Source organism: Brevundimonas sp. AC546 (genome assembly GCF_979258305.1).
In genome coordinates, this window is sequence record NZ_OZ409849.1 from 2,689,717 (window position 1) to 2,714,121 (window position 24,405).

Consider the following 24,405-nt stretch of genomic DNA (forward strand, 5'->3'; position numbering starts at 1 on the left):
GGCCTGACCGCCTGATCCTGCGGCGACGCATTGCGTTCATGCACGCAAGGTTCAGACCGAGGCCGATGGCGACTGTTCCGCCGACCGTCAGAGCGGCCGGAAGCCAGAATGCAGACGGGTCGTAGCCGCCGATAACGAGGCCGTACACCACGGCCACAAGGCCGCAGACGCACCAAAGGACGACATCCACGACCGCGTTATGCTTGCGAACAGCGGCGCGCCAGCGAAGCGACCGAAACATGGAAGGGGGCCAGGTCATCGCTGGTCGGATGGCATGGCCTCAGCCCGCCAACGCCGTCGCCACCACGGCCCTGGCCTCGGCCTGGACGGTCGTCAGGTGGTCGGGGCCGAGGAAGGATTCGGCGTAGATCTTGTAGACGTCCTCGGTGCCCGAGGGGCGGGCGGCGAACCAGGCGTCGGCGGTGACGACCTTGAGACCGCCGATGGCCTCGCCGTTTCCGGGGGCCTTGGTCAGGATGTCGGTGATCGGCTGGCCGGCCAGGGTGGTCGCGGTGATGTCCGAGGGGCTGAGGGCGGCGAGGCGGGCTTTTTCCGTGCGGGTCGCGGGGGCGTCGACGCGGGCGTAAGCGGGCGCGCCGTACTGGTCGGTCAGTCCGGCGTAGAGCTGGCTGGCGCTCTGGCCCGTGCGGGCCTGGATCTCGGCCGCCAGCAGGCACAGGATGATGCCGTCCTTGTCGGTGGTCCAGACCGTGCCGTCGTGGCGCAGGAAGGACGCCCCGGCGGATTCCTCGCCGCCGAAGCCGACGGTTCCATCCAGCAGGCCGGGCACGAAATGCTTGAAGCCGACGGGGACTTCCAACAGGCGGCGGCCCAGGCCGGCGACGACGCGGTCGATCATCGACGAAGAAACCAGGGTCTTGCCCACCGCCACGTCCGCGCCCCAGCCGGGTCGATTGGCGAACAGATAGGCGATGGCGGCGGCCAGGAAATGATTGGGGTTCATCAGCCCGGCGTCCGGGGTGACGATGCCGTGGCGGTCGGCGTCGGCGTCGTTGCCGAAGGCGACGTCGTAGGCCGAGCCGCCCTTCATCATGCCGATCAGACCGGCCATGGCGCAGGGCGACGAACAGTCCATGCGAATCTTGCCGTCGGCGTCCAGCGGCATGAAGGCCCAGCGCGGATCGACGGCGTCGTTGACTACGGTCAGGTTCAGCCGGTGGCGCGTGGCGATCTCGCCCCAATAGGCCACGGCGGCGCCGCCCAGCGGGTCGGCGCCGATGCGGACGCCAGCGTTTCGAATGGCGTCCAGGTCCAGCACGCGGGGCAGGTCGTCGATATAGGCGGACAGGTAGTCGAACCGGCCCGCCGTCGCATGGGCCTGGGCGAAGGGGACGCGACGGACCTCGGTCAGGCCGCCCTCGATGATGGCGTTGGCGCGGGCGGCGATGGCGGCGGTGGCCTCGCCCCCGGCCGGGCCGCCCGAGGGGGGATTGTATTTGATGCCGCCGTCGCGGGGCGGGTTGTGCGACGGGGTGATCAGGACGCCGTCCGCCTGCCGCGCGTTCGTGCGGTTGTAGGTCAGGATGGCGTGCGACACGGCGGGGGTGGGGGTGAAGCCGTCGCGGGCGTCGATCAGCACCTCGACCCCGTTGGCGATCAGGACTTCGAGCGTGGTGCGGAAGGCGGGCTCGGACAGGCCGTGGGTGTCGCGACCGAGAAACAGCGGGCCGTCGACGCCCTGGGCCGCGCGGTATTCGGCGACGGCCTGGGCGATGGCCAGGATGTGCGGTTCATTGAAGGCGCCGTCCAGGCTGGAGCCCCGGTGGCCCGAGGTGCCGAACACCACCCGCTGCATTGGGTCCGTCATGTCCGGCCGCACCGCCTCGTAGGCGCCGAGCAGGGCGTCGAGGTCGATCAGGTCTTCGGGGCGAGCCGTAAGGCCGGCGCGATCATGCATCGTCAGTCAATCAATCGTTGTCGGGAAAAGGGGCGATCAGGCGCCGCTGAAGGTGTCGCACGATGCGGGGTCGCCCGACTGATAGCCGCGTTGCAGCCATTCGACCCGCTGGGCCGAGGAGCCGTGGGTGAAGCTTTCGGGCGAGACCCGTCCGCCGCCGCGCCGTTGCAGGGTATCGTCGCCGATGGCCTGGGCGGTCTTCATGCCTTCCGCAAACTCGCCCGCATCAAGAGCGACCTGGCCGTTCGAGACGGCCGAGGCGTTCTTGGCCCAGACGCCGGCGTAGCAGTCGGCCTGAAGCTCCAGCGCGACGGAATAGCGGTTGGCCTCGCCCTGACCGCTGGCGCGCTGCTGGGCCTGGCGGACCTGTTCCGAGGTGCCGGTCAGGGTCTGGATGTGGTGGCCGAACTCGTGGGCGATGACATAGGCGCGGGCGAAGTCGGCGCCGGATGCGCCCAGCTGGGTCTCCATCTCCTGCCAGAAACCGAGGTCCAGATAGACGGTCTTGTCGGTCGGGCAATAGAAGGGGCCCATGGCGGATTGGCCCATGCCGCAGCCGGTCGATGTGCCCTGTTCGTAGATGACGACCTTGGGCGGCTGATAACCGTTCAGCTTCTGCGCCCAGACATCGTTGATGTTGCCGCCGATCACATCGACGAACTGGCCGGCTTCGTCGCGAGGCGTGCCGACCTGGCCCTGCTGCTGTTCCGCGCCGACGCCGCCGAACTGGCTGGCCAGCTGGGTCGTGGTCGAGGGATCGATGCCGAAGACGAGGTAGCCGATGATGGCCAGCACCCCGACGCCCAGGCCGCCGCCTGCGATGGCCCCGCCGCCCATTCCGCGCCGATCCTCGACGCCGCCGCCGCCCTGTCGTCCGCCCTGCCAGCGCATGTGTCGTTCTCCGCCTGATCGCCCCTAAGCTAGGCCGGAACGCAGGGGCAAGGGAAGGGATGCGTCAGGGTGACGCTTCATTGGGGACGGTTCAGCCAGTCGTCGATCTGGCTCATGCCCTGGGCGGTCTGCTGGCGACGTTCGGTGGCGGACTGGCGCAAGGCCCGCTCCTGCTCGGGGCTGTAGAGCGGGCGGGGCGGCAGGGCGTAGGACGCCGCCGGTTCGCGCGCGGATTCGATGGCGCGCAGGCGAAGCTGGGTCTCGATCTGCTGCTGGCGGGCTTCGTTCGCGTTGGACTGGGATTGGGTGCGCAGGCGGTCGTTTTCGTAGCGATGCTGGTCGGCGATGGCCGCAGGGACGCCGCCGGGATAGGCGCCGTAGGGCCGGCCGGGCTGGGGATAGGTTTGGGCCAGAGCGGGCGTCGCGGTCGCCGCCAGCAGGGCCGTCAGGGTCAGGATGCGTCGCATGGAAGGGATGTGGGGGCGCGGGCCGGTCGCGCCAAGCGGAGCCGCAACCCTTTGAGTTTCTGTGGGTTCATCGCGCCGAACCCCTTTCTCGAACGGAGACCTTCCCATGGCCCAATCCCTTTCCGGCAAGACCGTCGCCATCCTGGCGACCGACGGCGTCGAATTGATCGAACTGAATGAACCGATGAAGGCGCTGAAGGATGCCGGGGCGGTGGTCGAGATCGTGTCGCTGAAGGCCGGCGACTTCCAGGGCTTCGACCATCTGACGCCGGGCGACAAGGTGACGGCGGACAAGGCGGTTGCGGCGGTGGATGCGGCGTCATACTCCGCCCTGCTGCTGCCCGGCGGGGTGGCCAACCCGGACCTGCTGCGGGCCGATGCGGATGCGGTGGCGTTCGTGCGGGCCTTCTTCGATGCGGGCAAGCCGGTCGCCGCCATCTGTCACGCGCCCTGGCTGCTGATCGAGGCGGGCGTGGTCGAGGGGCGCACGATGACGGCGTTCGAGAGCATCCGCACCGACCTGAAGAACGCCGGGGCCAATGTGGTCGACGAGGCGGTGGTAGTGGACCAAGGGCTGGTCACCAGCCGCAAGCCCGACGACATCCCGGCCTTCAACGCCAAGATGATCGAGGAGTTCGGCGAGGGGCGGCACGACGGCCAAACAGCCTAAGGCATGGCCCAGACGGAGGACCGCTTGATCTCCTGGTCCTCCAGCTCGCGCGAGGTCGGGACGCGGTATTCGGCCAGGAAGTCCAGTCCCGTGCGTGGGAAATAGGTGCGTCCCGGATCGCCGATCAGGACGCGCGTGCCCCTGGCGCGGGCCTGGGCCAGCCAGGCCAGGACCGCGTCGGTCATCGGGCGTTCGTAGCAGATGTCGCCCGCGCAGATGACCTCGACATCCGGCGGGGCGGCGTCCAGCAGGTTGGTCTGGGTGAAGTCCAGCGTCACGCCGTTGGCCCGCGCATTGGCGGCCACAGCCGCCCGACAGAAGGGATCGATGTCGGCGCACAGGACCGAGGCCGCGCCCGCCTGCATCGCCGCCACGCCGACCAGGCCCGAGCCGGCGGCGAAATCCAGCACCCGCTTGCCCGCCACCTCGTGCGGATGATCCAGGATATAGCGGCTGAGCGCCTGTCCGCCGGCCCAGGCGAAGGCCCAGAAGGGCGGGGGCACGCCCATCTCGCCCAGCTCCTCCTCCGTCAGCCGCCAGATCGGGGTGATCTCGTCCGCCAGCCACAGCGAAATCTCCGGCGCATGCGGCACGGGCTGGAGCCGCGTGTTGGCGCGGATGAAGGCGGCGGGATCGAGGATGGTCATTCAGGGCGGCGTGTAACGGCCCTCAGCACGTCGGCATAGCCCGGCGCCACCTCCATCGCATGGGCCTGGGGCCGGGTGTGGATGGCCCGGTGCAGGCGCGGCAGCTTCCAGCAGGGCACATGCATGAACAGGTGGTGCTCGGCGTGGAAGTTGACCCAGTAGGGGGCGATGAAGACGCGCTCCCACCAGGCGGCGCGGGTGGTGCGAGCGGCGCGGAAGGGATCGGCGGCCGAACCCTCGACGCAGGCGTGCTCGGCGATGTTCCTCAGCCGCGTCACCATCGGAAACCAGGTCGCCATCGGCAGAAGCCACAGGGCGAAGAAGGCCCACCAGACCCCGGCGACGATGAAGCCCGCCAGCAGGATGGCGTTGAAGGCGAGGAAGGGCAGGACGGATCGGCCGGTGACGATGGATTCATATTGGTGAGCGCTACCGCCCTTCGGGCTACTTGAGCGCGGCTGGTGTCTGGTTTGCGCCAGCGGCAGCAGAAGCCGCTGCTTGAAGAAGGTCTGGCCGGTCAGGTCGCGGATCAGCTTGCGGCGCAGCGAGGCGGGGGCGACCGGGAAGGGCGCCGACAGCATCAGGTCGGGATCCTCCGCCTGCTGGGCGAAGCGGTGGTGGGTCAGGTGATAGGGGCGATAAGCCTTCAGGCTGGCGCCGATCGGGACGGCGCACAGCCAGTGGCCCAGGAAATCGTTCAGGCGCCCGTTTTTCGACAGGCCTCCGTGCGCCGCCTCGTGCATCAGTATGGCCAGACCCAGCTGACGTGTGCCGACGATCATGATGCACAGCGGGATCAGCCAGGGGATCAGGACGCCCGCGACGACCGCCAGCGCGATCACCACCCAGCAATGCGCGACCAGAAGCGAGCCAGCCCAGGCCGAACGGGTCTGGAACGGCGCCCATTCCTGAGGCGTGAACAGGGCCGACGGGGCGATGCGCGGGGCGGCGGACATGGGGCAAGTCTAGCTCCTGAAGCGCGTCTGGAAAAGCAACGGATGAATGTGGGGCGCGCCTGACAAAAAGTCAGGTTGACACGACATTGGCTTGGTGTCAGGTTATCCTTACACAAGGAGAGCCAAGATGTTTGCCGCCTGGAAGAACGGAACGCCGGCGCACCGACGCTATATCATCCGCACGATGGCGTTTTCCGTGCCCTATGTCGCGATCTGCATATCGATGATGACGACGGACGCGTTCGATCAGGTCATGGGCACGCCGGCGGCCTGGGGGCTGGCGGCGGTGTTGTCGGCGCCGGTGATCGGTCAGATCTGGGCGACCCTGGCCCTGATGCGCGAGAGCGACGAGTTCGTGCGCGGCGTGACCGCCAAACAGTTCATCGTGGCGGCGGGCCTGGCGATGGCCGTGGCGACGTTCTGGGGCTTTGGCGAGAGTTTCGCCCGAGCGCCCCATATGCAGACCTGGCTGATCGTGCCGTTGTTCTGGGCGATGTATGGCGTCGTGTCGCCCTTCATAAAGACCAGCCGATGAAGAACCGTCTGAAACTTTTGCGGGTCGAGCGCGGCTGGACCCAGGAACAGATGGGGCAGGCGCTGGGGGTGTCGCGCCAGGCGGTGATCGCCCTGGAGACCGAGAGGCACGATCCGTCGCTGGACCTAGCCTACCGCATCGCCGCCGTGTTCGAACGGCCGGTCGAAGAGATATTCGAGAACCCGCACGCGGCCTGACCGAAAAGTCAGAATAACCTTACAATTGGAGACTGTGATGTCGAACCTCATTCGCCCCTGCCGGGGCGTCTTCGCCCCTGCGCGCCTGGCCGTCATCCTCGGCGTTCTGATCGCCTGCGCCGTCGCGAACGATCAGGCCCGCGCTCAGCCCGCGACCCCCGTGGCGTCCGCCGCCGCGCCCTTCGTCTCCGACCGGCTATCGGTCGAGGTCGTGGGGGCGGGGCCTGACGTGATCCTGATTCCCGGCCTGGCCTCGTCTCGCGAAGTGTGGCGGGCGACGGCGGGTCGGCTGAAGGCGACGCACCGGGTGCATCTGGTGCAGCTCGCCGGGTTCGGCGGCGAGCCCTGGACTCATGGCGACGGCGCCTTCGTCCAGCCCGAGGTCGAGGAACTGGCGCGCTATATCCGCGAGGCCGGACTGGATCGGCCGGCGGTGATCGGCCATTCGATGGGCGGGTTGAGCGGTCTGTTGTTGGCGCAGCAGCAGCCGGGTCTGGTCGGGCGGCTGATGACGGTGGATTCGCTGCCCTTCTACAGCGCCATGTTCGGACCGACCGCGACGGCCGAGAGCGCGCGACCGTTCGCGGATCAGGCGGCGGGCATGATCCTGGGGGCGGACGAGGCGAGCTTCCGCACCCAGCAGGAGGCGACGGCGCGGGCCTTGTCACGGACGCCGTCGGAACAGGCGCGGATCGTGGCTTGGTCGATGGCGACGGACCGCCCCGCCATGGCCTCGGCCATGAAGGATGTGATGACCACCGATGCGCGGCCGGGGCTGGCGGCCATGACGACGCCGGTGACGGCGCTTTACGCCGCCGATGCGGACGGCGGCGCGCCGGCGGCGATGGCCGACGGCATGTGGGGGCGGGAGTATGCGGCCCTGCCGGGCGTGACGCTGATCCGGGTCGATGGATCGCGGCATTTCATCATGGCGGACCAGCCCGAACGGTTCGCCGAGCTGGTGGATGCGTTCCTGGCGGAGTGAACCTCTAGACCCGTCATCCTAGGCCTTGTGCCTAGGATCCATACGCTCCGTCGATGACGGTGATCCACGGTGTGGACCGGGAGTTCTGGATCCTCGCCGCAAGGGCGAGGATGACGGGCCTTGAATGGTCTCAGGTCTTCGGCGTCACGTCGCCGGCCTTGGCGGGGGCGCCGTCGAACTGGTCGGCGTAGGCGGGGGCGAGCAGGGCGCGGAAGGCCGATTGCGGCAGGGCGATCCAGTAGGGGCCGTCCGAATAGGGGCCGATCTGATAGGGCCCCATCAGGAAGGTGACGCCCCCCGCCTTGCCCGGCGTCGTGCCCGGCGTCAGGACGAACGGGGTGGAGACGGCCTTGGGGCAGGTCCACATCTTGCCGTCCAGGGTGGCGGTTTCCGACCCCGGCGAGCGGGCCTGTTTGGCGGCGTTGGCGGCGGCGCACAGGGCCTTGTCCAGCACCGACAGGTCGGCGCCCGGCCGGAACAGGTCGGCGAAGCCCAGCCGTTTGTTGGTCGTCTTGTCCCAGATCACCGAGGCGAAGCTGGTGTTGGGGTGGGCGCCGCCGGTGAACTCGAAGTCGGTGCGAGCCAGGCTGACCAGCTTGCCGGTCTCGGCGCCGGGGGCGAAAGAGATGGTCTTCTCATAGGGGTTGGGGCCGCCGCCCGCCTCGCTGAGATCGGCCTGGGCGCCTTCCTCGAACTGCTTCAGGTCGCGGACCATGTCGGCATAGAGGGCGGCGTGCAGGGCGGGCGTGGTCTTGACCGCCTGGGGCAGGGTCAGTTTGACGGTGGCGTAGGGGGTCTTGCTGTCATAGCCGACGGGGGTGTTGGAGACGGCTGGCGCGACGGCGGCGGGGGCCGCCTTGGCCGGGGCCTGGGCCTTGTCCTCCTTGCGCTGGCAGGCGGCCAGGGTCGCGGCGACGGCGACGGACAGCAGGAGGAGGCGGGCGGGGTGAGGCATGAGAGGCTCCTTCATCAAACCAGGGATCCGAGCGCGATGGCGGCCAGCAGGACGAAGCCGGCCTCGCGATTGGACTTGAACAGTTTCAGCGCCAGGGCGCCGTCGTTGCGGTCGAGCCGGACGACCTGACGCGCCAGATGGGCGGCATAGGCGATCAGGCCCAGCCAGAACAGCGGGCCCAGGCCGGCGGCGAGGCCAGTCAGGGCCGCCATGACGACGGTCAGGACATAGAAGATCGCCACGCCGGGCCGCACGGCCGAGGCCAGGCGGCGGGCCGAAGACTTCACGCCGATCATGGCGTCGTCCTCGATGTCCTGAAGCGCGTAGATGGTGTCGTAGCCCAGGGTCCAGAAGACGCCGCCGATCCACAGCAGGACGGCGGGGACATAGGCCTGCCAGGCCAGGGCGATTGCATTGCCGCTGTCGCTGCTGGGGGACCACAGGAAGGGGCGGAACTCGCCGGCGATGTCGGCGGGCAGCAGAAGGGCGGCGGCCGCCAGCGGCAGGGCGGCGGCGAACCCCATCAGGGCGCCCCAGTTGAAGGTCAGGCCAAGCCAGGCCTGGGGCCACCAGGTGATCCGCTTCATGAAGGGATAGGCGGCGACCAAGGCCAGCGACCCGACGCCCAGAAGGATGGCGACGGTCGGCAGGGTCAGCAGGATCAACAGGCTGATCAGGCTGCACGCCACCACGAAGGCCCAGGCCTGTTTCATTGAGATCCGACCCGACGGAATGGGGCGCTGGGCGGTGCGGGCGACCTGGGCGTCGAAGTCACGATCGACGATGTCGTTGAAGGCGCAGCCCGCCGCCCGCATCAGACAGGCGCCGATGGCGAAGCCGACGAACAGCCACAGGTCATAGAGGCCGGGCGGTTGCCGATACTGGGCCAGCGCCAGGGCGATCCCCTGCCAGCCGGGCAGCAGCAGCAGCCAGATGCCGATCGGCCGGTCGAACCGCCCCAGCTTCAGCCACGGCTTCAGCCCCTCCGGCGCGTGCCGGTCCACCCAGTTGGCGCCGGCGTCGGGAAGGGGGGCGAAAGTCATGCGGGTGACTTAGCGGGAATGGGGCGGGGGGTGAAGGCGTGACCCCTTCTTTCGTCATCCTCCGGCGCGAAGCGACCGGGGGACCCAGCGGCGCGCGTGAGCGCGAACCTGTCGAGCGTTCGCCGTTTGACGACGGCGCGGTGGACGCATCGCCTTCGGCGCCGCTGGGTCCCCCGGTCTGCGCCGCGAAGGCGCGGCTTGCCGGAGGATGACGAAAAGAAAAAGGGGGCTGGATGGATCCAGCCCCCTTTGGTTCGACGCTTTGTGTCGTTCAGTCCTGATAGACCTCGCCGGAGCCGGTGACGGTGCTGTTCACATTGGCGGCGCGGGTGGCCAGGGCGACGTCGCCGGAGCCGGCGATGACGACCTTGACCTGGCCCGTCGGGGCGATGCGGGCGTCGCCGGAACCGGCGATGTCCACCGAGGCGTCCCGGGTGGACAGGTCGCCGAGGGAGGCGTCGCCCGAGCCGGCGATGTCCACCTTCAGGTCGTCGGTGCGACCCGAGGCCGTGACCTCGGCCGAGCCGGCGATGTCCACCGCCAGCGACGGCTGGTCATAGGCGTTGATCAGCAGGTCGCCCGAACCGTTGGCGTTAAAGCGGTTCACTTTCGGGGCGGTGATCACGACCTTCAGCTCGTCACGCTCTGAGCGGGCGGTGAAGTTGCCGCTGCTCCAGCCGAACACGACCCGCTCGTCGCCGTCGCCCAAGTCCAGCCGGCCATCGACCAGGCGGACCCGGTCGGTCAGACCCTTGGGCCCGGTGATGACGACGGTGTTCGCGTCGCCCTGGATGTATTCGACGTCGATGCTGGAATCGACGGTCAGGCTCTCGCCGCCGGTCCAGGGGAGGGTGCGGGTGGTGAGGGGGCCGAGGTCGTCGGTCCCGCCGCCCTTGACCCGCTCGAAGCGGACGCTTTCGCCGTTATCGTCCTTGAAGGTCCAGGCCCAGCCGTGGCGCTGGAGATCGTGGCCGCCGATGGCGAGGGCGCCGCCGACGGTGACCAGGCACAGCACCAGGGCGGCGCCGGCGATGATGAACAGGGTGCGGATCATGCCGAAACTCCCGAGGTCGAGGTGGATTGGACGGGTGAGGACTCCAGCGCCGGCTTCAGCAGGCGATAGTGCAGGCGGGCGAACCAGACGACGCCGTTGACCAGCCAGATGGTGAAGATCGCCAGCAGCGCGCCGATGAAGACGGACCCGGCCATCAGGCCCAGACCCATCAGGATCGCCGCGAACGGTCCGCCGGGGAAACCGGCGAAGGGTCCGGCGACCATGATCACGCCGCCGCAAATGAACAGGGCGATGGCGGCGATGAAGAAGCCGAACACCGTCCCGACCACGCCCATCAGCAAGGGCAGAAGGATCAGGATGTCCAGCGCCCCCAGGCCCAGGACCGCGAAGACGGCGGCGGCGGCGGCGGAGGGGTTCTTCTCCTGATGCCAGCGCTGGATGCCGGCCTCGGCCTTCAGCTCGCGGGCCAGGCGGATCGGATCGCCCAGGGCGGTTGCGACCTCGGCCTCGGTCCGGCCGGCGGCGATGCCGTCGTCGAAATGGGTCTGATAGTCGGCGATGATGTCGTTGGCGGTCGCGGTCGGCAGGCCGACGAGGCCTTCCTTCAGACGATCGATGAACTCGGCGCGCGTCATTGTGCGGCTCCCTGATCGGCGTCGTTCGCCACGATGGCGTCGACGGCCTTGGTGAAGGCGGACCATTCGGCAGTCTGGGCGGCGAGGGCCCCCCGGCCCGCTTCGGTCAGTCGGTAGTATTTGCGCGAAGGCCCGGCGGAGGATTCGACCAGATAGGTCTCCACCTGTCCGTCCGACTGCATGCGGCGCATCAGGGGATAGATGGTTCCTTCCCCCATATCGATCGCGTCCGACAGGCGGCTGGCGATCTCGTAGGCGTAGCTGTCCGCCCGGTTCAGAAGCGCCAGGACACACAGTCCAAGCACTCCCTTCTTCAGCTGTATCTCGATGGTTTCAGGCACCTCGGCTCTCCCGTTGATGTCCATTGACTACGGCAAGGTATCTTGTGACGCAAGGTAGCATGCAAAACATGACAGCGATTTAATCGAGGCGCGATCGGGGCGGCTTCGGGGCGTCGATGGCGTTGATCGCTTGGCAAGCCGAAAGCGATCCGATAGGTGACCGAGATCGCCGGGCGTGGGAATCGCGCCAGTGTGATTTCTTGCGAGCCATTCGCAAGTATCTGCTGCTAAACGGTTTTATGGGGAAGTCTCATATGGGGATGGGCAAGCGAGCCCGGGGAACGTTGAAGGGCGCTGTGACTGGCGCGTCTTCGATCGTTCTGGGCGCCGGACTGGCGATGTTCGCTGCGGCGCCGACGTGGGCGCAGGACCTGATGGGCCAGCCGACACCCGGCGGCATCGATCTTCAGCCGGCCGCCGCGCCGCTGAAGCACGATGCCATCTGGTTCCACAACATCATCCTGATGCCGATCATCACGGCCATCACCCTGCTGGTGCTGGGCCTGCTGGCGTGGATCGCGATCCGCTACAACAAGAAGTCCAATCCGACGCCCGCGCGCTGGAGCCACAACACGGCGGTCGAGATCGTCTGGACCGTGCTGCCGGTCGTGATCCTGGTCTTCATCTCGCTGTTCTCGTTCCGCCTGCTGTTCGCCTATCACGACATGCCGTCGCCGGACCTGACGGTGAAGGTGACCGGAAACCAGTGGAACTGGGCCTATGAGTACCCGGACCAGGGCGTCGCCGAATACATCTCCAACATGCTCCCGGAAGAGGAAGCCAAGGCCAAGGGCGTGCCCTATCGCCTGGCTGCGACCGAGCCGATGGTCGTGCCGGTCGGCAAGACCGTGCAACTGGTCATCACCGCCTCCGACGTCATCCACGCCGTCGCCCTGCCGGCGTTCGGCCTGAAAACCGACGCCGTTCCCGGCCGGATCAACACCACTTGGTTCAAGGCCGAGCGCACCGGCGTCTTCTACGGCCAGTGCTCGGAACTGTGCGGCGTCGATCACGCCTTCATGCCGCTGGAAATCCGGGTCGTGAACCAGGCCCAGTTCGAACAGTGGATCGCCTCCAAGGGCGGATCGATGACCCCCAAGGTCGCCGAGCCCGCGCCGGCCGCCGCCGCTCCGGCGGCTGCGACCGCCGAGACGCCCGCCGCCGGCGAAGCCGCCGCGACCCCGGAGGCGGGCGCAACCGCCCCTGCCGCCCAACCCGTTCCCGCCGCGGCGCCCGCCGCGCCGGCCGCCCAGTAAGAGGCGAACAGACATATGGCTGACGCTACCGTAACCCGCGACGCGACCGACCTCGGTCACGCTCACGACCACCATCATCACGACGACCACAAGGTGGGCTTCTTCACCCGCTGGTTCCTGTCCACCAATCACAAGGACATCGGCACCCTGTACCTGATGTTCGCCATCATGGCGGGCATCGTGGGCGGCGCCCTGTCGGGACTGATCCGCTGGGAACTGGCCGAGCCGGGCATCCAGATCTTCAAGGAAGGCTCGTCGATCCAGCTGCTGGGTCTCGTCGAGCAGTCCAAGCACGGCTATAACGCCGTGGTCACGGCCCACGCCCTGATCATGATCTTCTTCATGGTCATGCCCGCCATGATCGGCGGCTTCGGCAACTGGTTCGTGCCGATCATGATCGGCGCGCCGGACATGGCCTTCCCGCGCATGAACAACATCTCGTTCTGGCTGCTGGTCGCGGCCTGGTGTCTGTTGATCCTGTCGATGTTCGTCGACGGGGGGCCAGGCAAGGGCTTCGGCGGGGGCTGGACGGCCTATCCGCCGCTGTCGACCACCGGCCACGTCGGGCCGGCCTTCGACCTGGCCATCTTCGCCCTGCACGTCGCGGGCGCCAGCTCGATCCTGGGCGCGATCAACTTCATCACCACCATCCTGAACATGCGCGCGCCGGGCATGACGATCCACCGGATGCCGCTGTTCGCCTGGTCGGTGCTGATCACCGCCTTCCTGCTGCTGCTGAGCCTGCCCGTCCTGGCCGGCGCCATCACCATGCTGCTGACGGACCGCAACTTCGGCACCCACTTCTTCGATCCCGCCGGCGGCGGCGATCCGGTCATGTACCAGCACCTGTTCTGGTTCTTCGGCCACCCGGAAGTGTACATCCTGATCCTGCCGGGCTTCGGCATCATCAGCCACATCGTCTCGACCTTCAGCCGCAAGCCCGTGTTCGGCTATCTGGCCATGGCGTACGCCATGGTGGCCATCGGCTTCGTCGGCTTCATCGTGTGGGCGCACCACATGTACACGGTCGGCATGAGCATCAATCTGCGCGCCTATTTCATCGCCGCCACCATGATCATCGCGGTGCCGACGGGCGTGAAGATCTTCAGCTGGATCGCCACCATGTGGGGCGGATCCATCAGCTTCAAGACGCCCATGCTGTGGGCGATCGGCTTCATCTTCCTGTTCACCGTCGGCGGCGTGACCGGCGTGGTCCTGTCCAATGCCGGCATCGATTACAGCCTGCACGACACCTATTACGTGGTGGCCCACTTCCACTATGTGCTGTCGCTGGGCGCCGTCTTCGCCATCTTCGCGGGCTTCTACTACTGGTTCGAGAAGATGTTCGGCGTGAAGTACAACGAGTTCCTGGGCGCGACCCACTTCTGGATCATGTTCGTGGGCGTGAACCTGGTGTTCTTCCCGCAGCACTTCCTGGGTCTGCAGGGCATGCCGCGTCGCTACATCGACTATCCCGAGGCGTTCACCCTGTGGAACCACGTGTCGTCGGTCGGCTATGCGATCACGGCCTTCGGCGTGCTGGTCTTCCTGATCATGCTGGCCGAGGCGGCGATCCGTCGTCGTCCAGGCGTCGCCAACCCGTGGGGCGAAGGCGCCACGACCCTGGAGTGGACCCTGTCCTCGCCGCCGCCGACGCACCAGTTCAACGAGCTGCCGGTGATTAAAGAAGAAGAACACTGATCCCTTTCCTGCCTATCTAAAACAGCGGGCCGCTCTTTCCATCGGAAGGGGCGGCCTTCTGCTTTTGGGTGTGCTATGCGGCGCGCACAGATGACTGACGTTCAAACCCAACCCGCCATCTCGACCGCCCAGCCGGAGGACTTCTTCCAGCTGTTGAAGCCACGCGTCATGTCGCTGGTGGTGTTCACCGCCGCGACCGGCCTCGTGGTGGCGCCGGGATCGATCAATCCGCTGGTGGCGGCCATCGCCGTGCTGTGCATCGCCGTGGGGGCCGGGGCGGCCGGGGCGCTGAACATGGCGCTGGAAGGCGAGACCGACGCCCTGATGCGGCGCACGCGCGGCCGTCCGGTGGCGGCGGGGCGTGTCAAGAAGAACGACGCCATGGCGTTCGGCGTGATCCTGAGCCTGTTCTCGGTCATGCTGCTGGGCATGAACACAAACTGGTTGGCGGCGGGGCTGCTAGCCATGACGATCGTCTATTACGCCGGCTTCTACACCCTGCTGCTGAAGCGCAGGACGCCCCAGAACATCGTCATCGGCGGGGCGGCGGGCGCCTTTCCGCCCGTGATCGGCTGGGCGGCGGCGACGGGCCAGGCGCCGTGGCAGGCCTGGCTCTTGTTCGCCATCATCTTCCTGTGGACCCCGCCGCACAGCTGGGCGCTGGCGCTGTATTCGGCCGGCGACTACGCCAAGGCGGGCATTCCGATGATGCCGGTGGCGAAGGGCGCAAAATCCACGCGGTTGCAGATCCTGCTCTACACCCTGGTCTTCGTGCCGGTCGCCATCGCTCCGGCCTCCGTGGGCCTGGGCGGCCTGATCTATCTGGTGGTGTCGGTTGCAGGCGGCCTGGGCTTCCTCGGTCTGGCGCTGCGCCTTTATCGTTCGCGCGCGGGCGACGAGCCTGACAAGGCCGAGGCCGTGGGACGCGAGGCCGCATTGTATGATGTGCGCGCCCAGGCCAAACCGGCGCGAGACCTGTTCGCCTTTTCCATCCTCTATCTGATGGCCCTGTTCTCGGCCCTTCTGGTCGAGGCCTTGTCCGGTCTGGGAGCGTAAAACCATGCGTCTGACGCCTGAGGAACTTCGCGCGCGCAAGCGCCGCAACGTCTGGATCGCGGCGGCGCTGGTCGCCTTCATCGTGCTGGTCTTCACCACCACCGTCCTGCGGCTGCAGCAGAACCAGGCGACCGAACGGGCGTTGCTGGAGGCGGCGACGGGAACCGCGCCGAAATGAACCCCGGCCGAAAGAATCTGATCGCCATCGCCTGCGTCCTGGGCGTGATGGGGATGACCGGGGCGGCGTTCGCGGCGGTGCCGCTGTATCGGATGTTCTGCCAGGTCACCGGCTTCGGCGGCACGACGATGAAGGCGGACAAGGCCTCGGACACGGTGCTGGAAGAGACGGTGCTGGTGCGGTTCGACACCAATGTCCGGGGCCTGCCCATGACCTTCAAGGCCGAACAGTCGACGCAACGCGTGCGGATCGGCGAGACGGGCCTGGCCTATTTCGACGTGACCAACACCTCGGACAAGCCGCTCTTCGTGCGGGCCAGCTACAATGTCTCGCCGGAACAGACGGGGCAGTATTTCCTGAAGCTGCAATGCTTCTGCTTCACCGACCAGACGCTGGCGGCGGGTGAAACGCGTCAGTTCCCGATGCAGTATTTCATCGCCCCGGAACTGGCCACGGACCGCGAGTCCAAGGGCGCCCGCGACATCACCCTGAGCTACACCTTCTATCCGTCCCCGGACGCGCCCAAGGCGTGACGCCCCAAGCTAAAAAAAGTGGGCCAGGCGTGGACTTTCCCGGCGTCGGCTGCGGGCTGGTCATCCAGCGCGACGATGAGCGGGTGCTGCTGTGCAAGCGGCTGAGGGCGCCCGAGGCCGGGTTCTGGAACATCGTCGGCGGCAAGGTCGACCTGATGGAGCCCAGCATCGACGCCGCGCGCCGCGAGGCCGAGGAAGAGAGCGGGCTCAAGATCGGCGCCGTCGATTTCCTGTGCCTAGCCGAAGAGATCATCCCCGCCGACAGCCAGCACTGGGTGTCGCTGATCTATGTCACGCGCGACTTCACCGGCGAGGCGACGCTGACCGAGCCGGACAAGCTGTCGGACATCGGCTGGTTCGACCTGAACGACCTGCCCCAGCCGTTGTCGGCCTTTTCGGCCAAGGCGTTCGCGGCGATGACGGCCTGACGACACCGGCGCCCGTTTGCGTCGGCGCGCGTTCCGTTCCAGCGTGCGGCTTGCATGGCGAACTGACGGAGACGAGATTTGCGCGGTCTGGACTTCACCAACTGGCACAGTCTGCTGATCACCCTGGTCGGGCTGGCGCTGGTCACCCTGATCGGCATGGGAATCCGGCTGGTGATGATGTTCACCATCCAGCAGCGGCGCGAGCGGATGAACCGCCAGATCAACGAGCGGCTCAAGACGTTGATCGCCGCCTATAAGGTGTTGGGCGGATCGTTCACCGGCGACCTGACCGTCGATCCGACGCACAAGCGCGACCTGAGCCGCCGCAATGCGTCTGACGACGAGGCGGGGCTGGACCTGAGCGTCGAGGCGTCGGCTGGCTCGGACCGCACCCGACGCATCCGCGATGCCGTCGAGGCGTGCCTAACGGACATCATCCTGCTGGGCACCGAAGAGCAGGTGCGGCTGGCGCAGCAGGCGGCGCGAGAGCTGGTCGCCGGGCGGCCGGTGCGGACGCATGAGCTGGTGGTGTCCTTACGCGATTTCATCCGCCAGGCCCTGGACCTGGCGCCCGTGCCGACCGGGCCGGACATTCCCCTGCAAGGACCGACGCGACCGTCGTCTAGCGGAGGTCGGGGCGGCGGGGCTGGCGGCGGGGGAGGCGGCGCCGGCGGAGGTGGCGGTGGTATGGGAGGCGGCATGGGCGGAGGAATGGGCATGGGCGGCGGCATGGGCTCGACCCCTGACGACCCGGCCGATCCGCCTGTACACAGGGGTTGAGCCGGGCCGACGCTTTCGAACAAGGCCGAAAGGCGGCGCGGCTCTGGCGTCGGGCAAACGGGGACGCTATAGCCGCTATAACAACCGACTCTGGCCGACGAAGAGACGCGATACATGGCTGACGCCCACGCCACTCCGCAGCACGACTACCACCTAGTGCCGCCCAGCCCCTGGCCGCTGCTGTCGTCCGTTGCGGCGACCATCATGTTCATCGGTGCGGTGATCTGGATGAAGGGTCTGGCCCCGGCGGACGGCGGCCCGATCGCCGCCAACTTCCTGGCCGAAGGCAAGCCTGGCGTCTTCTTCGCCGGTCTGGCGGGCGTGCTGATCTCGGCCTTCGGCTGGTGGTCGGACGTGATCAAGGAGTCCAAGGCGGGCGACCATACGCCGGTCGTGTCCATCGGCCTGCGTTACGGCATGATCCTGTTCATCGCGTCGGAGGTGATGTTCTTCGTCGCCTTCTTCTGGATGTTCTTCGACATGGCCCTGTTCCATGAATCGCGGGCGCTGACGCCGGAAGTCGGAACCTGGGCCGACACCGCCAAGGCCTGGTCGACCTGGCCGCCCAAGGGCGTCGAGGTGCTGAGCCCCTGGCAGCTGCCGCTGCTGAACACCGTGACCCTGCTGCTGAGCGGCTGCACCGTCACCTGGGCGCACCACGCGATCCAGGTCGGCGATCGCAAGGGCGCCAAGATCGCCCTGGGCATCACCGTGGCGCTGGGCGTGATCTTCACCTGCGTCCAAGCCTATGAATATCACCACATCCTGCACGAACACCTGTTCTTCAACGAAGAGGCCGTGAACTCGGGCCTGTATGGTTCGATCTTCTTCATGGCGACGGGCTTCCACGGCTTCCACGTCCTGATCGGCACCATCTTCCTGGCGGTTTGCCTGATCCGTCTGCTGGCCGGCGACTTCACCCCGCAGAAGCATTTCGGTTTCGAGGCGGCGGCCTGGTATTGGCACTTCGTCGACGTGGTCTGGCTGTTCCTGTTCGCCTTCGTCTATGTCGTCTTCGGTTGATCCAAGACGGTCCTGAAGACCTTGAGACGGCGCGGCACGAGGGATCGTCCCGCGCCGTCGTCGTTTGCGACACCCCGGTTCGCACGGCGATGCGGGGGCGCTGTCCCCGGTGCGGCAAGGGGGCGCTGTTCGCGGGCTTTCTGAAGGTGGCGCCCGCCTGCGCGAGTTGCGGCCTGGACTATTCGACCATCCAGACGGGCGACGGGCCGGCCAGTTTCATCATGCAGATCGCCGGCTTCATCGTCGGGTTCTCGGCCCTGTTCGTCGAGATCAAATACCATCCGCCCATGTGGGTGCATCTGATCGTCTGGCTGCCCCTGGTCGTCGCCCTGTCGCTGGCCTTGATGCGGCCGGGACGGGGACTGATGATCGGGCTGCAATACCGGAATCAGGTGGATGGATCCTCCCCTGCGGAGCGGGGGAGGGGGACCACGCCTCGCGTGGTGGAGGGGGCGACCCCAGAACTCGGTGCGAGGTTTCGCCCCCTCCACCGCTTCGCGGTCCCCCTCCCCCGTTCCGCTGCGCTCCACGGAGGAGGATTTATGAGACGCTTTCCCTGGATACTGACCGTGCTGACGGTCCTGGCCCTGATCCTGCTGATCGGCCTGGGCGTGTGGCAGGTCGAGCGGCTGAAGTGGAAGGAAGGCCTGATCGCGGCGGCCGATGCGGCGGCGGCGGAACCGCCCGCGCCGCTGGATCAGGTGATGTCGGAGGGTGATCTGGAGTTCCGCAAGGCGCTGATGGTCTGTCCGGGCCTGGCCAGCGCGTCCTTCATCGAGCTGCAGAGCATTCATGACGGCGAGGCCGGCGTGCGGTTGATCTCGGCGTGCAAGCCGGCGGGGGCGGATTTCAGCCTGCTGATCGACCGGGGCTTCGTCGGCGATGGCGTGACGGCGCGGCCGCGCGTGGTCGAGACCACCCTGCCGCTGGTGATGGTCGGGGAGTTCCGCACCTTCGACAAGCCGGGCGCGATGAGCCCTGCGCCAAGGGACGGCCGCTTCTACGCCCGCGACACCGCCGCCATGGCCAAGGCGCTGAACGTCGTCGGGCCGGTGCGTCCCGAGGCCGTTTTCGCCGTCACCGCCGTCAATCCCGAGTTCCCGGCCCTGAGGCCGTCCGCGCCGCCTGCGGCCTTCTCCAACAATCATCTGGGCTATGCGATGACATGGTTCGGACTGGCGATTGCGCTGGTGGGTTTCTATGTGGCCCTGCTTCGGCGTCGAACCAAGAAAGACGTTCCTCAAGAAGCCTCGCACCGCGTGCGAGGCGATAGGAAAGAAGAAAAGTCCTGACCGCTTCCCTGCACACCCTGTCGAACGGCGTCCGCGTCGTCTGCGATCCCATGCCGGGGCTCAAGACCCTGGCCGTCGTCGTCACCGTCAAGGGCGGGGCGCGGTGGGAGGCGGAGGATCGATCCGGCTGGTCGCACCTGCTGGAGCATCTGGTGTTCAAGGGCGCTGGCGACATGGCCGCGCGCGAGATCGTCGAAAGGATCGAGGCCGAGGGCGGCACGATCAACGCCTCCACCGGATACGAGCGGACCAGTTTCGAGGTGCGGGGTCTGGACGGATCGCTGCCGCTGGCCATGCAGGTGCTGTCGGACCTGGTGTTCCACCCCACTCTGGACCCCGCCGAGATCGAGCGCGAGAAGGACGTGGTGGCCCAGGAGATCGCCGAGGCCTTCGACACGCCCGACGACCATGTGTTCGAGATGGTGCAGACGCGCGCCTTCACAGGACAGCCGCTGGGCCGGCCGATCCTGGGCTCGATCGCCAGCCTGAAGCCGGCGGACAAGGCCAGCGTCGAGGCCTGGCGCGCGCGGCTGTATTCGCCCGACCGGATGGTGGTGTCGGTGTCGGGCGCGGTGGACGAGACCGAGCTGCTGGCGTTAGCCGAGCGCTGGTTCGGCGACGCGGTCGCGACGCCGGTCGAGGCACCGGCGCCTGCGGTCTTCGTCGGCGGTCATGCCAAGCTGACGCGCAAGATCGAACAGGCCAATCTGGTGTTCCAGTTGCCGGCCCTGTCGGCGACCGATCCGGCCCTGTCGGCCATGCGGCTGTTCGGCGAGATCCTGGGCGGGGGCATGGCCTCGCGCCTGTTCCAGAGCGCGCGCGAGGAGCGGGGCCTGGCCTACGCCATCGACGCCTATCAGGAGCCGTACGAGGACACGGGCGTGCTGGGCATCTACGCTGGGGCGGCGGCGGATCGGGCCAGGGAACTGGCCGAGGTGGCGGCGGCCGAGGTGCGGGCCATGGCCGAGACCGGGCCGACCGAAAAGGAACTGTCGCGGGCAAAGGCGGTGATGAAGGCCGGTCTGTGGATGTCGGACGAAAACCCGATGAGCCGGGCGGGGCGAAACGCCGCCCAGACCCTGATCTTCGGCGCGCCGCGCTCCAGCCTGTCGATGACCGAACAGCTGGAGGCCCAGACTGTCGCGGACGTGCGAGCGGTCGGCGGGCGGTTGCTGGCGGGCGGCAAGGCGGCCAGCGCCGTGCTGGGGCCGAAGTCCGCCGGGCCGGCGGGCGAGGCGTTCGCGACGGCGCTGTTCAAAGGGTAAGAGGTTCCACCTCCAAATTCCCGTCACCCTCGGGCTCGTCCCGAGGGGCTACCTGTCATCAGACACGGTTGGCTGATGTTGCGACGTGCTGGAGGCCCGCGACCGCATCCGCCGTGGGCCCTCGGGACAAGCCCGAGGGTGACGGCTCCTGGGCGTGGAACATCCGACCACCGGGATCGGTTATGCTGGCGCTTGAACCCGTCCAGCCCGGAGACTTCCCATGCCCGTCCGCGTCGCCCTGATCGTCGGCAGCCTGCGCGAAGGCGCCTATTCCCGCGCCATTGGCCTTGAGATGAGGGCCATCGCCGCGCCGGAGTTGGAACTTGAGCTGATCGAGATCGGCGACCTGCCGCTCTACAATCCCGATCTTGAGACGGACGCCCCCCGGCCCCCTGGGTGCGGTTCCGCGAGGAGGTCGAGACCACGCAGGCCGTCCTGTTCGTGACGCCGGAATACAACCGCTCCATCCCCGGAGCCCTGAAGAACGCCCTGGACGTCGGCTCGCGCCCCTATGGCCACAGCATCTGGCAGGGCAAGCCCGCCGCCATCGTCAGCGTCTCGCCCGGCGCCATCGGAGCCTTCGGCGCCAACCACCACCTGCGCCAGCCTCTGGTCTTCCTGAACATGCCCACGATGCAGCAGCCCGAAGCCTACATCGGCAACGTCGCCGACCTGCTGGACGACGACGGCAAGCTGAAGACCGACGGCACGCGCGATTTCCTGAAAAGCTTCACGGACGCCTTTGAGGCGTGGATCGGGAAGACGAAGGCTTAGTGACGCAGAGCATCGATGAATTTTTCCGGGTCTCGTACTCGGAGGTCGATGATCATCGGCGTTTCAATGCTTCGAACCGTCAACCTTACGTTCATGCCTGTCCAATCCTTGCGAGGTTCGACGGAGATTTCGTTGAGGCGCCGTCTCAGATCGAGGCCGTAGGAGCCGTAAGGAAAGAAAAGGGTAAAAGGGAAAATCGGAGACAGCCAGAGGGTATCTGCGCTGACCACGACCAGCAAGCAGTTGCTCGCGCCGCCCCATTTGCCTTTCTGATGGCCCGACGCATTTCGATCCACATACATCGCACCAGTCGGTGGCCGCGGGACCAGAGCTTCGCCGTGAGCGCGTCGGCTATTTATAGATCTGCGGATCATCAGCGGCCAGATGACGACGATGCCGATGGCCCAGACCACCAGAAATGCGATTTCTAGCTTCATGGCTTGAAGCTAAAGCCAAGCTTTCACCTTGTCATGCGGTTTGGCGGCGACGTCATACACTGCCGCCGCAATTGAAAACGGCGGCTCCGTGAGGAGCCGCCGTCGCCAAATCAGCTGTGAAGCTGAAATCAGCCGATGGTTTGCAGCTGGCCAGCCGATTCCTTGCCCGAACGCTTGTCGCGTTCCAGCTCGTAGGAAACCTTCTGGTTTTCATCCAGGCCGCGCAGGCCAGCGCCTTCGACGGCCGAGATGTGGACGAAGACGTCCTTGCCGCCGTCGTCGGGTTGGATGAAGCCGTAACCCTTGGTCGGGTTGAACCATTTAACAGTGCCGGTAGCCATGATTAGACCTCCGCTAGAAGTTGACCGAGGGAACGCCCCTGCGGCCTGTCGGGTCTGAATGGGAGCGGCCTGGACTCGTGCGTTCGCAGAGAGAGTGGGCGTTACGCAGAGAGATCGACGAAGCCTATGTGCGCAGATATTTGTGACAGATGCAAGCGCGGCTCGCGCGAAGGAAATCCAGCAATCGGAACGGTTTAGCTTGGCGCGCGTTAAAGATGGATACGAAAGGCTTCCCTCATGAACCGCACCCACGTCGTGGAGCGCGCCTACCAGCTCGCTCGTTCGCCCGATTGTCTCAACACCGGCGATGTCGTCAAGGCCTTGTCTGGAGAAGGTTATTCCGGCGCCGAGATCTCGCATTTCCAAGGCAGTTCGATCCGTGCCGACCTGAATCGCATCTGCAAGATGCCCAAGCCGGACGCCGCTGCGAACGTCGAGGCGGAAGCGACATCCGACGCCGCTTGACGCGACCTCAATGCGCGCCCGCCCCGTCCGGCAGGTGCATTTTCTCGAACCGCCCCACCCGCGTGACCAGGGTGCGGGCGGCGTCGTTCAAGCCGACGACCTCGACCTGGGCGCCCTGACGGCGATAGCGGAAGACGACCTTGTCCACGGCGGCGACGCCGGTCAGGTCCCACAGATGGGCGTCGCTGAGGTCGATCTCGACGCGCGTGGGATGGCCATGATGTTCGAAGCTGGCGGCGAACAGGTCGGCCGAGGCGAAGAAAAGCTGGCCTGACACGCGGTAACGCAGCACGCCGTTCTCTGGCGTCTCGATTTCGGTGACGGTGATCGTCTTGCCCACCTTGCGCATGAAGAAGACCGCCGACAGCAGCACGCCCAGGATCACCCCCTTGGACAGGTCGTGGGTCAGGACGACCGTGACCGTCGTGGCGACCATCACCAGAGACGACTGGAAGGGCAGGGTGCGCAGGTTCCGCACAGAGCTCCAGTCGAACGTCCCCACCGAGACCATGATCATGACCGCGACCAGGGCCGCCATGGGGATCTGCGCGACCCAGTCCTGAAGCACCAGCATCAGGAACAACAGGAACAGCCCGGCCCACAGGGTCGACAGCCGCCCGCGCGCGCCAGACCCCACATTGATCATCGACTGGCCGATCATGGCGCAGCCCGCCATGCCGCCGAACAGGGGCGACAGGATGTTGGCGATGCCCTGACCGCGGGTCTCGCGGTCCTTGTCGGACGGGGTGTCGGTGATGTCGTCGATCAGATTGGCGGTCAGCAGGCTTTCCAGCAATCCCACGAAGGCCAGGGTCGCCGAGATGGGGGCGATGATCGCCAGCGTCTCCCACGTCAGGGGAACGCCGGGCAGGTGGATCATCGGCAGGGTCGTGGGCATCTGGCCCATGTCGCCGACGGTGCGCACGTCCAGGCCCGTCATCACCACGAAGACGCTGATCAGGATAATGGCGACCAGGGGCGACGGCACGGCCTTGGTGATGCGGGGAAAGCCGTAGATGACGACAAGGGCCGCCGCGACCAGGGCGTAGGTGATCCAGCCCCTGCCGATCAGCTCGGGCATCTGGGCCAGGAAGATCAGGATGGCCAGGGAGTTGACGAAGCCCGTCATGACGCTGCGGCTGACGAACTTGATGTAGCGGCCCAGTTTCAGCAGGCCGATGACGATCTGGAACACCCCGCACAGGATGGAGGCGGCGAACAGATATTCTATGCCGTGGTCGCGCACGAGGGTGACCATCAACAGGGCCATGGCGCCGGTGGCGGCCGAGATCATGGCCGGGCGCCCGCCGACGAAGGCGATGGTCACGGCGATGACGACGCTGGCGTAGAGGCCGACGGCCGGATCGACCCCGGCGATGATGGAAAAGGCGATGGCCTCGGGGATCAGGGCCAGGGCCACGACGGTCCCCGCCAGCAGGTCGCGGCGAGGATTGGCGAGCCATTGCTGGCGCGCGGAGGCGATGATGGACATGAGGGGTTCGACTTCAGGTCCGCCGACGATCCGGCGCGCAGCCGTGGATCGGAACGACGGTTTGGTTTCCCGGCGGATCGGCGGCCGGGATAGCCACCCGTCGCCTGCGAACAGGGCCGGGTCCGAGGT

The 24,405-nt window shown here is 67.1% G+C and carries 28 protein-coding genes, 1 pseudogene and 1 other annotated feature; of the genes and pseudogenes, 16 read left to right on the forward strand and 13 right to left on the reverse strand.

What is annotated here, in order from left to right; all coding sequences use genetic code 11:
* Positions 1-280 precede the first annotated feature (280 nt).
* The 3 genes from pgm to ACZZZD_RS13275 form a co-directional block, all read right to left on the reverse strand.
* A complete protein-coding gene (gene pgm, locus ACZZZD_RS13265) occupies positions 281-1,918 on the reverse strand; it encodes a phosphoglucomutase (alpha-D-glucose-1,6-bisphosphate-dependent) (RefSeq protein ID WP_463435634.1) in 1,638 nt (545 codons plus the stop codon).
* Positions 1,919-1,954: 36 nt separating this feature from the next.
* Positions 1,955-2,809, reverse strand: a complete 855-nt coding sequence (gene ypfJ, locus ACZZZD_RS13270) for a KPN_02809 family neutral zinc metallopeptidase (protein WP_463435635.1) — start codon at positions 2,807-2,809, stop codon at positions 1,955-1,957.
* Between the two features lie 77 nt (positions 2,810-2,886).
* On the reverse strand, positions 2,887-3,276 hold the full coding sequence (locus ACZZZD_RS13275; protein WP_463435636.1) for a hypothetical protein: 390 nt from the start codon (positions 3,274-3,276) through the stop codon (positions 2,887-2,889).
* Between the two features lie 106 nt (positions 3,277-3,382).
* Between ACZZZD_RS13275 and ACZZZD_RS13280 the strand changes: the two genes are divergently transcribed.
* Complete coding sequence (locus ACZZZD_RS13280) at positions 3,383-3,946, forward strand: type 1 glutamine amidotransferase domain-containing protein (protein ID WP_463435637.1); 564 nt, start codon at positions 3,383-3,385, stop codon at positions 3,944-3,946.
* Here the strand turns inward: ACZZZD_RS13280 and ACZZZD_RS13285 are convergent.
* Together ACZZZD_RS13285 and ACZZZD_RS13290 are read right to left on the reverse strand one after the other, a co-directional pair.
* Entirely contained in the window at positions 3,943-4,593 is a 651-nt protein-coding gene (locus ACZZZD_RS13285) for a class I SAM-dependent methyltransferase (protein WP_463435638.1), read from the reverse strand. The two genes, ACZZZD_RS13280 and ACZZZD_RS13285, sit on opposite strands and share 4 nt — an antisense overlap.
* Entirely contained in the window at positions 4,590-5,549 is a 960-nt protein-coding gene (locus ACZZZD_RS13290; RefSeq protein WP_463435639.1) for a fatty acid desaturase family protein, read from the reverse strand. The genes ACZZZD_RS13285 and ACZZZD_RS13290 overlap by 4 nt, the downstream gene beginning before the upstream one ends.
* A 127-nt stretch (positions 5,550-5,676) precedes the next feature.
* Here ACZZZD_RS13290 and ACZZZD_RS13295 point away from each other — a divergent pair, with 127 nt between their 5' ends.
* Genes ACZZZD_RS13295 through ACZZZD_RS13305 form a run of 3 tightly spaced genes read left to right on the forward strand, consistent with a single transcriptional unit; the run spans position 5,677 to position 7,266 of the window.
* The gene (locus ACZZZD_RS13295) at positions 5,677-6,084 is read left to right on the forward strand and encodes a hypothetical protein (RefSeq protein ID WP_159846252.1); all 408 of its coding nucleotides are present in this window, start codon (positions 5,677-5,679) and stop codon (positions 6,082-6,084) included.
* Complete coding sequence (locus ACZZZD_RS13300; protein ID WP_463435640.1) at positions 6,081-6,281, forward strand: helix-turn-helix transcriptional regulator; 201 nt, start codon at positions 6,081-6,083, stop codon at positions 6,279-6,281. The genes ACZZZD_RS13295 and ACZZZD_RS13300 overlap by 4 nt, the downstream gene beginning before the upstream one ends.
* Positions 6,282-6,318: 37 nt before the next feature.
* Complete coding sequence (locus ACZZZD_RS13305) at positions 6,319-7,266, forward strand: alpha/beta fold hydrolase (RefSeq protein WP_463435641.1); 948 nt, start codon at positions 6,319-6,321, stop codon at positions 7,264-7,266.
* Between the two features lie 130 nt (positions 7,267-7,396).
* Here ACZZZD_RS13305 and ACZZZD_RS13310 read toward each other — a convergent pair whose 3' ends face one another.
* The 5 genes from ACZZZD_RS13310 to ACZZZD_RS13330 form a co-directional block, all read right to left on the reverse strand.
* On the reverse strand, positions 7,397-8,221 hold the full coding sequence (locus ACZZZD_RS13310; RefSeq protein WP_463435642.1) for a DUF3298 and DUF4163 domain-containing protein: 825 nt from the start codon (positions 8,219-8,221) through the stop codon (positions 7,397-7,399).
* Positions 8,222-8,235: 14 nt separating this feature from the next.
* On the reverse strand, positions 8,236-9,264 hold the full coding sequence (locus tag ACZZZD_RS13315) for a UbiA family prenyltransferase (protein ID WP_463435643.1): 1,029 nt from the start codon (positions 9,262-9,264) through the stop codon (positions 8,236-8,238).
* Between the two features lie 271 nt (positions 9,265-9,535).
* Positions 9,536-10,318, reverse strand: coding sequence for a GIN domain-containing protein (locus ACZZZD_RS13320; protein ID WP_463435644.1), 783 nt, complete (start codon positions 10,316-10,318; stop codon positions 9,536-9,538).
* The gene (locus tag ACZZZD_RS13325) at positions 10,315-10,914 is read right to left on the reverse strand and encodes a DUF1700 domain-containing protein (protein ID WP_159846237.1); all 600 of its coding nucleotides are present in this window, start codon (positions 10,912-10,914) and stop codon (positions 10,315-10,317) included. The genes ACZZZD_RS13320 and ACZZZD_RS13325 overlap by 4 nt, the downstream gene beginning before the upstream one ends.
* Entirely contained in the window at positions 10,911-11,255 is a 345-nt protein-coding gene (locus tag ACZZZD_RS13330; RefSeq protein WP_159846234.1) for a PadR family transcriptional regulator, read from the reverse strand. Before ACZZZD_RS13330 ends, ACZZZD_RS13325 begins: the two co-directional genes overlap by 4 nt.
* A 260-nt stretch (positions 11,256-11,515) precedes the next feature.
* Between ACZZZD_RS13330 and coxB the strand changes: the two genes are divergently transcribed.
* From coxB to ACZZZD_RS13385, 11 genes and pseudogenes are all read left to right on the forward strand, one after another.
* The gene (gene coxB, locus ACZZZD_RS13335; RefSeq protein ID WP_463436135.1) at positions 11,516-12,511 is read left to right on the forward strand and encodes a cytochrome c oxidase subunit II; all 996 of its coding nucleotides are present in this window, start codon (positions 11,516-11,518) and stop codon (positions 12,509-12,511) included.
* Positions 12,512-12,526: 15 nt separating this feature from the next.
* Positions 12,527-14,212 (forward strand): cytochrome c oxidase subunit I, encoded by a 1,686-nt coding sequence (gene ctaD, locus ACZZZD_RS13340; protein ID WP_159846231.1) that lies wholly within the window; start codon positions 12,527-12,529, stop codon positions 14,210-14,212.
* A 90-nt stretch (positions 14,213-14,302) separates the two neighbouring features.
* A complete protein-coding gene (cyoE, locus tag ACZZZD_RS13345; protein ID WP_463435645.1) occupies positions 14,303-15,268 on the forward strand; it encodes a heme o synthase in 966 nt (321 codons plus the stop codon).
* Between the two features lie 4 nt (positions 15,269-15,272).
* Positions 15,273-15,446, forward strand: a complete 174-nt coding sequence (locus ACZZZD_RS13350; RefSeq protein ID WP_463435646.1) for a hypothetical protein — start codon at positions 15,273-15,275, stop codon at positions 15,444-15,446.
* Positions 15,443-15,979, forward strand: a complete 537-nt coding sequence (locus tag ACZZZD_RS13355; protein ID WP_463435647.1) for a cytochrome c oxidase assembly protein — start codon at positions 15,443-15,445, stop codon at positions 15,977-15,979. The genes ACZZZD_RS13350 and ACZZZD_RS13355 overlap by 4 nt, the downstream gene beginning before the upstream one ends.
* A gap of 29 nt (positions 15,980-16,008) precedes the next feature.
* Positions 16,009-16,407, forward strand: coding sequence for an NUDIX domain-containing protein (locus tag ACZZZD_RS13360; protein WP_463435648.1), 399 nt, complete (start codon positions 16,009-16,011; stop codon positions 16,405-16,407).
* 78 nt (positions 16,408-16,485) lie between these two features.
* Positions 16,486-17,187 carry a hypothetical protein gene (locus ACZZZD_RS13365; RefSeq protein ID WP_463435649.1) on the forward strand — a complete coding sequence of 234 codons (702 nt, stop codon included), beginning with the start codon at positions 16,486-16,488 and terminating at the stop codon, positions 17,185-17,187.
* 114 nt (positions 17,188-17,301) lie between these two features.
* On the forward strand, positions 17,302-18,210 hold the full coding sequence (locus ACZZZD_RS13370) for a cytochrome c oxidase subunit 3 (RefSeq protein ID WP_159846219.1): 909 nt from the start codon (positions 17,302-17,304) through the stop codon (positions 18,208-18,210).
* Entirely contained in the window at positions 18,207-19,502 is a 1,296-nt protein-coding gene (locus ACZZZD_RS13375) for an SURF1 family cytochrome oxidase biogenesis protein (protein WP_463435650.1), read from the forward strand. The genes ACZZZD_RS13370 and ACZZZD_RS13375 overlap by 4 nt, the downstream gene beginning before the upstream one ends.
* A gap of 50 nt (positions 19,503-19,552) precedes the next feature.
* Positions 19,553-20,767, forward strand: coding sequence for a M16 family metallopeptidase (locus ACZZZD_RS13380; RefSeq protein ID WP_463435651.1), 1,215 nt, complete (start codon positions 19,553-19,555; stop codon positions 20,765-20,767).
* A gap of 220 nt (positions 20,768-20,987) precedes the next feature.
* Positions 20,988-21,541, forward strand: a pseudogene (locus ACZZZD_RS13385) (NADPH-dependent FMN reductase).
* Here ACZZZD_RS13385 and ACZZZD_RS13390 read toward each other — a convergent pair.
* Both ACZZZD_RS13390 and ACZZZD_RS13395 read right to left on the reverse strand, forming a co-directional pair.
* On the reverse strand, positions 21,538-21,978 hold the full coding sequence (locus ACZZZD_RS13390; protein ID WP_463435652.1) for a hypothetical protein: 441 nt from the start codon (positions 21,976-21,978) through the stop codon (positions 21,538-21,540). The pseudogene ACZZZD_RS13385 and the gene ACZZZD_RS13390 sit on opposite strands and share 4 nt — an antisense overlap.
* A gap of 128 nt (positions 21,979-22,106) precedes the next feature.
* Positions 22,107-22,319 (reverse strand): cold-shock protein, encoded by a 213-nt coding sequence (locus ACZZZD_RS13395; protein ID WP_008260410.1) that lies wholly within the window; start codon positions 22,317-22,319, stop codon positions 22,107-22,109.
* A gap of 237 nt (positions 22,320-22,556) precedes the next feature.
* Here ACZZZD_RS13395 and ACZZZD_RS13400 point away from each other — a divergent pair, with 237 nt between their 5' ends.
* Positions 22,557-22,784 (forward strand): hypothetical protein, encoded by a 228-nt coding sequence (locus ACZZZD_RS13400; protein WP_463435653.1) that lies wholly within the window; start codon positions 22,557-22,559, stop codon positions 22,782-22,784.
* A 7-nt stretch (positions 22,785-22,791) separates the two neighbouring features.
* Here ACZZZD_RS13400 and ACZZZD_RS13405 read toward each other — a convergent pair whose 3' ends face one another.
* Positions 22,792-24,276: a SulP family inorganic anion transporter gene (locus tag ACZZZD_RS13405; RefSeq protein WP_463435654.1), complete on the reverse strand. Its 1,485-nt coding sequence runs from the start codon at positions 24,274-24,276 to the stop codon at positions 22,792-22,794.
* 63 nt (positions 24,277-24,339) lie between these two features.
* Positions 24,340-24,403: a sequence feature (sul1 is cis-regulatory element that is thought to sense ions involved in sulfur or methionine metabolism; They are found in Alphaproteobacteria), on the reverse strand.
* Positions 24,404-24,405 lie beyond the last annotated feature (2 nt).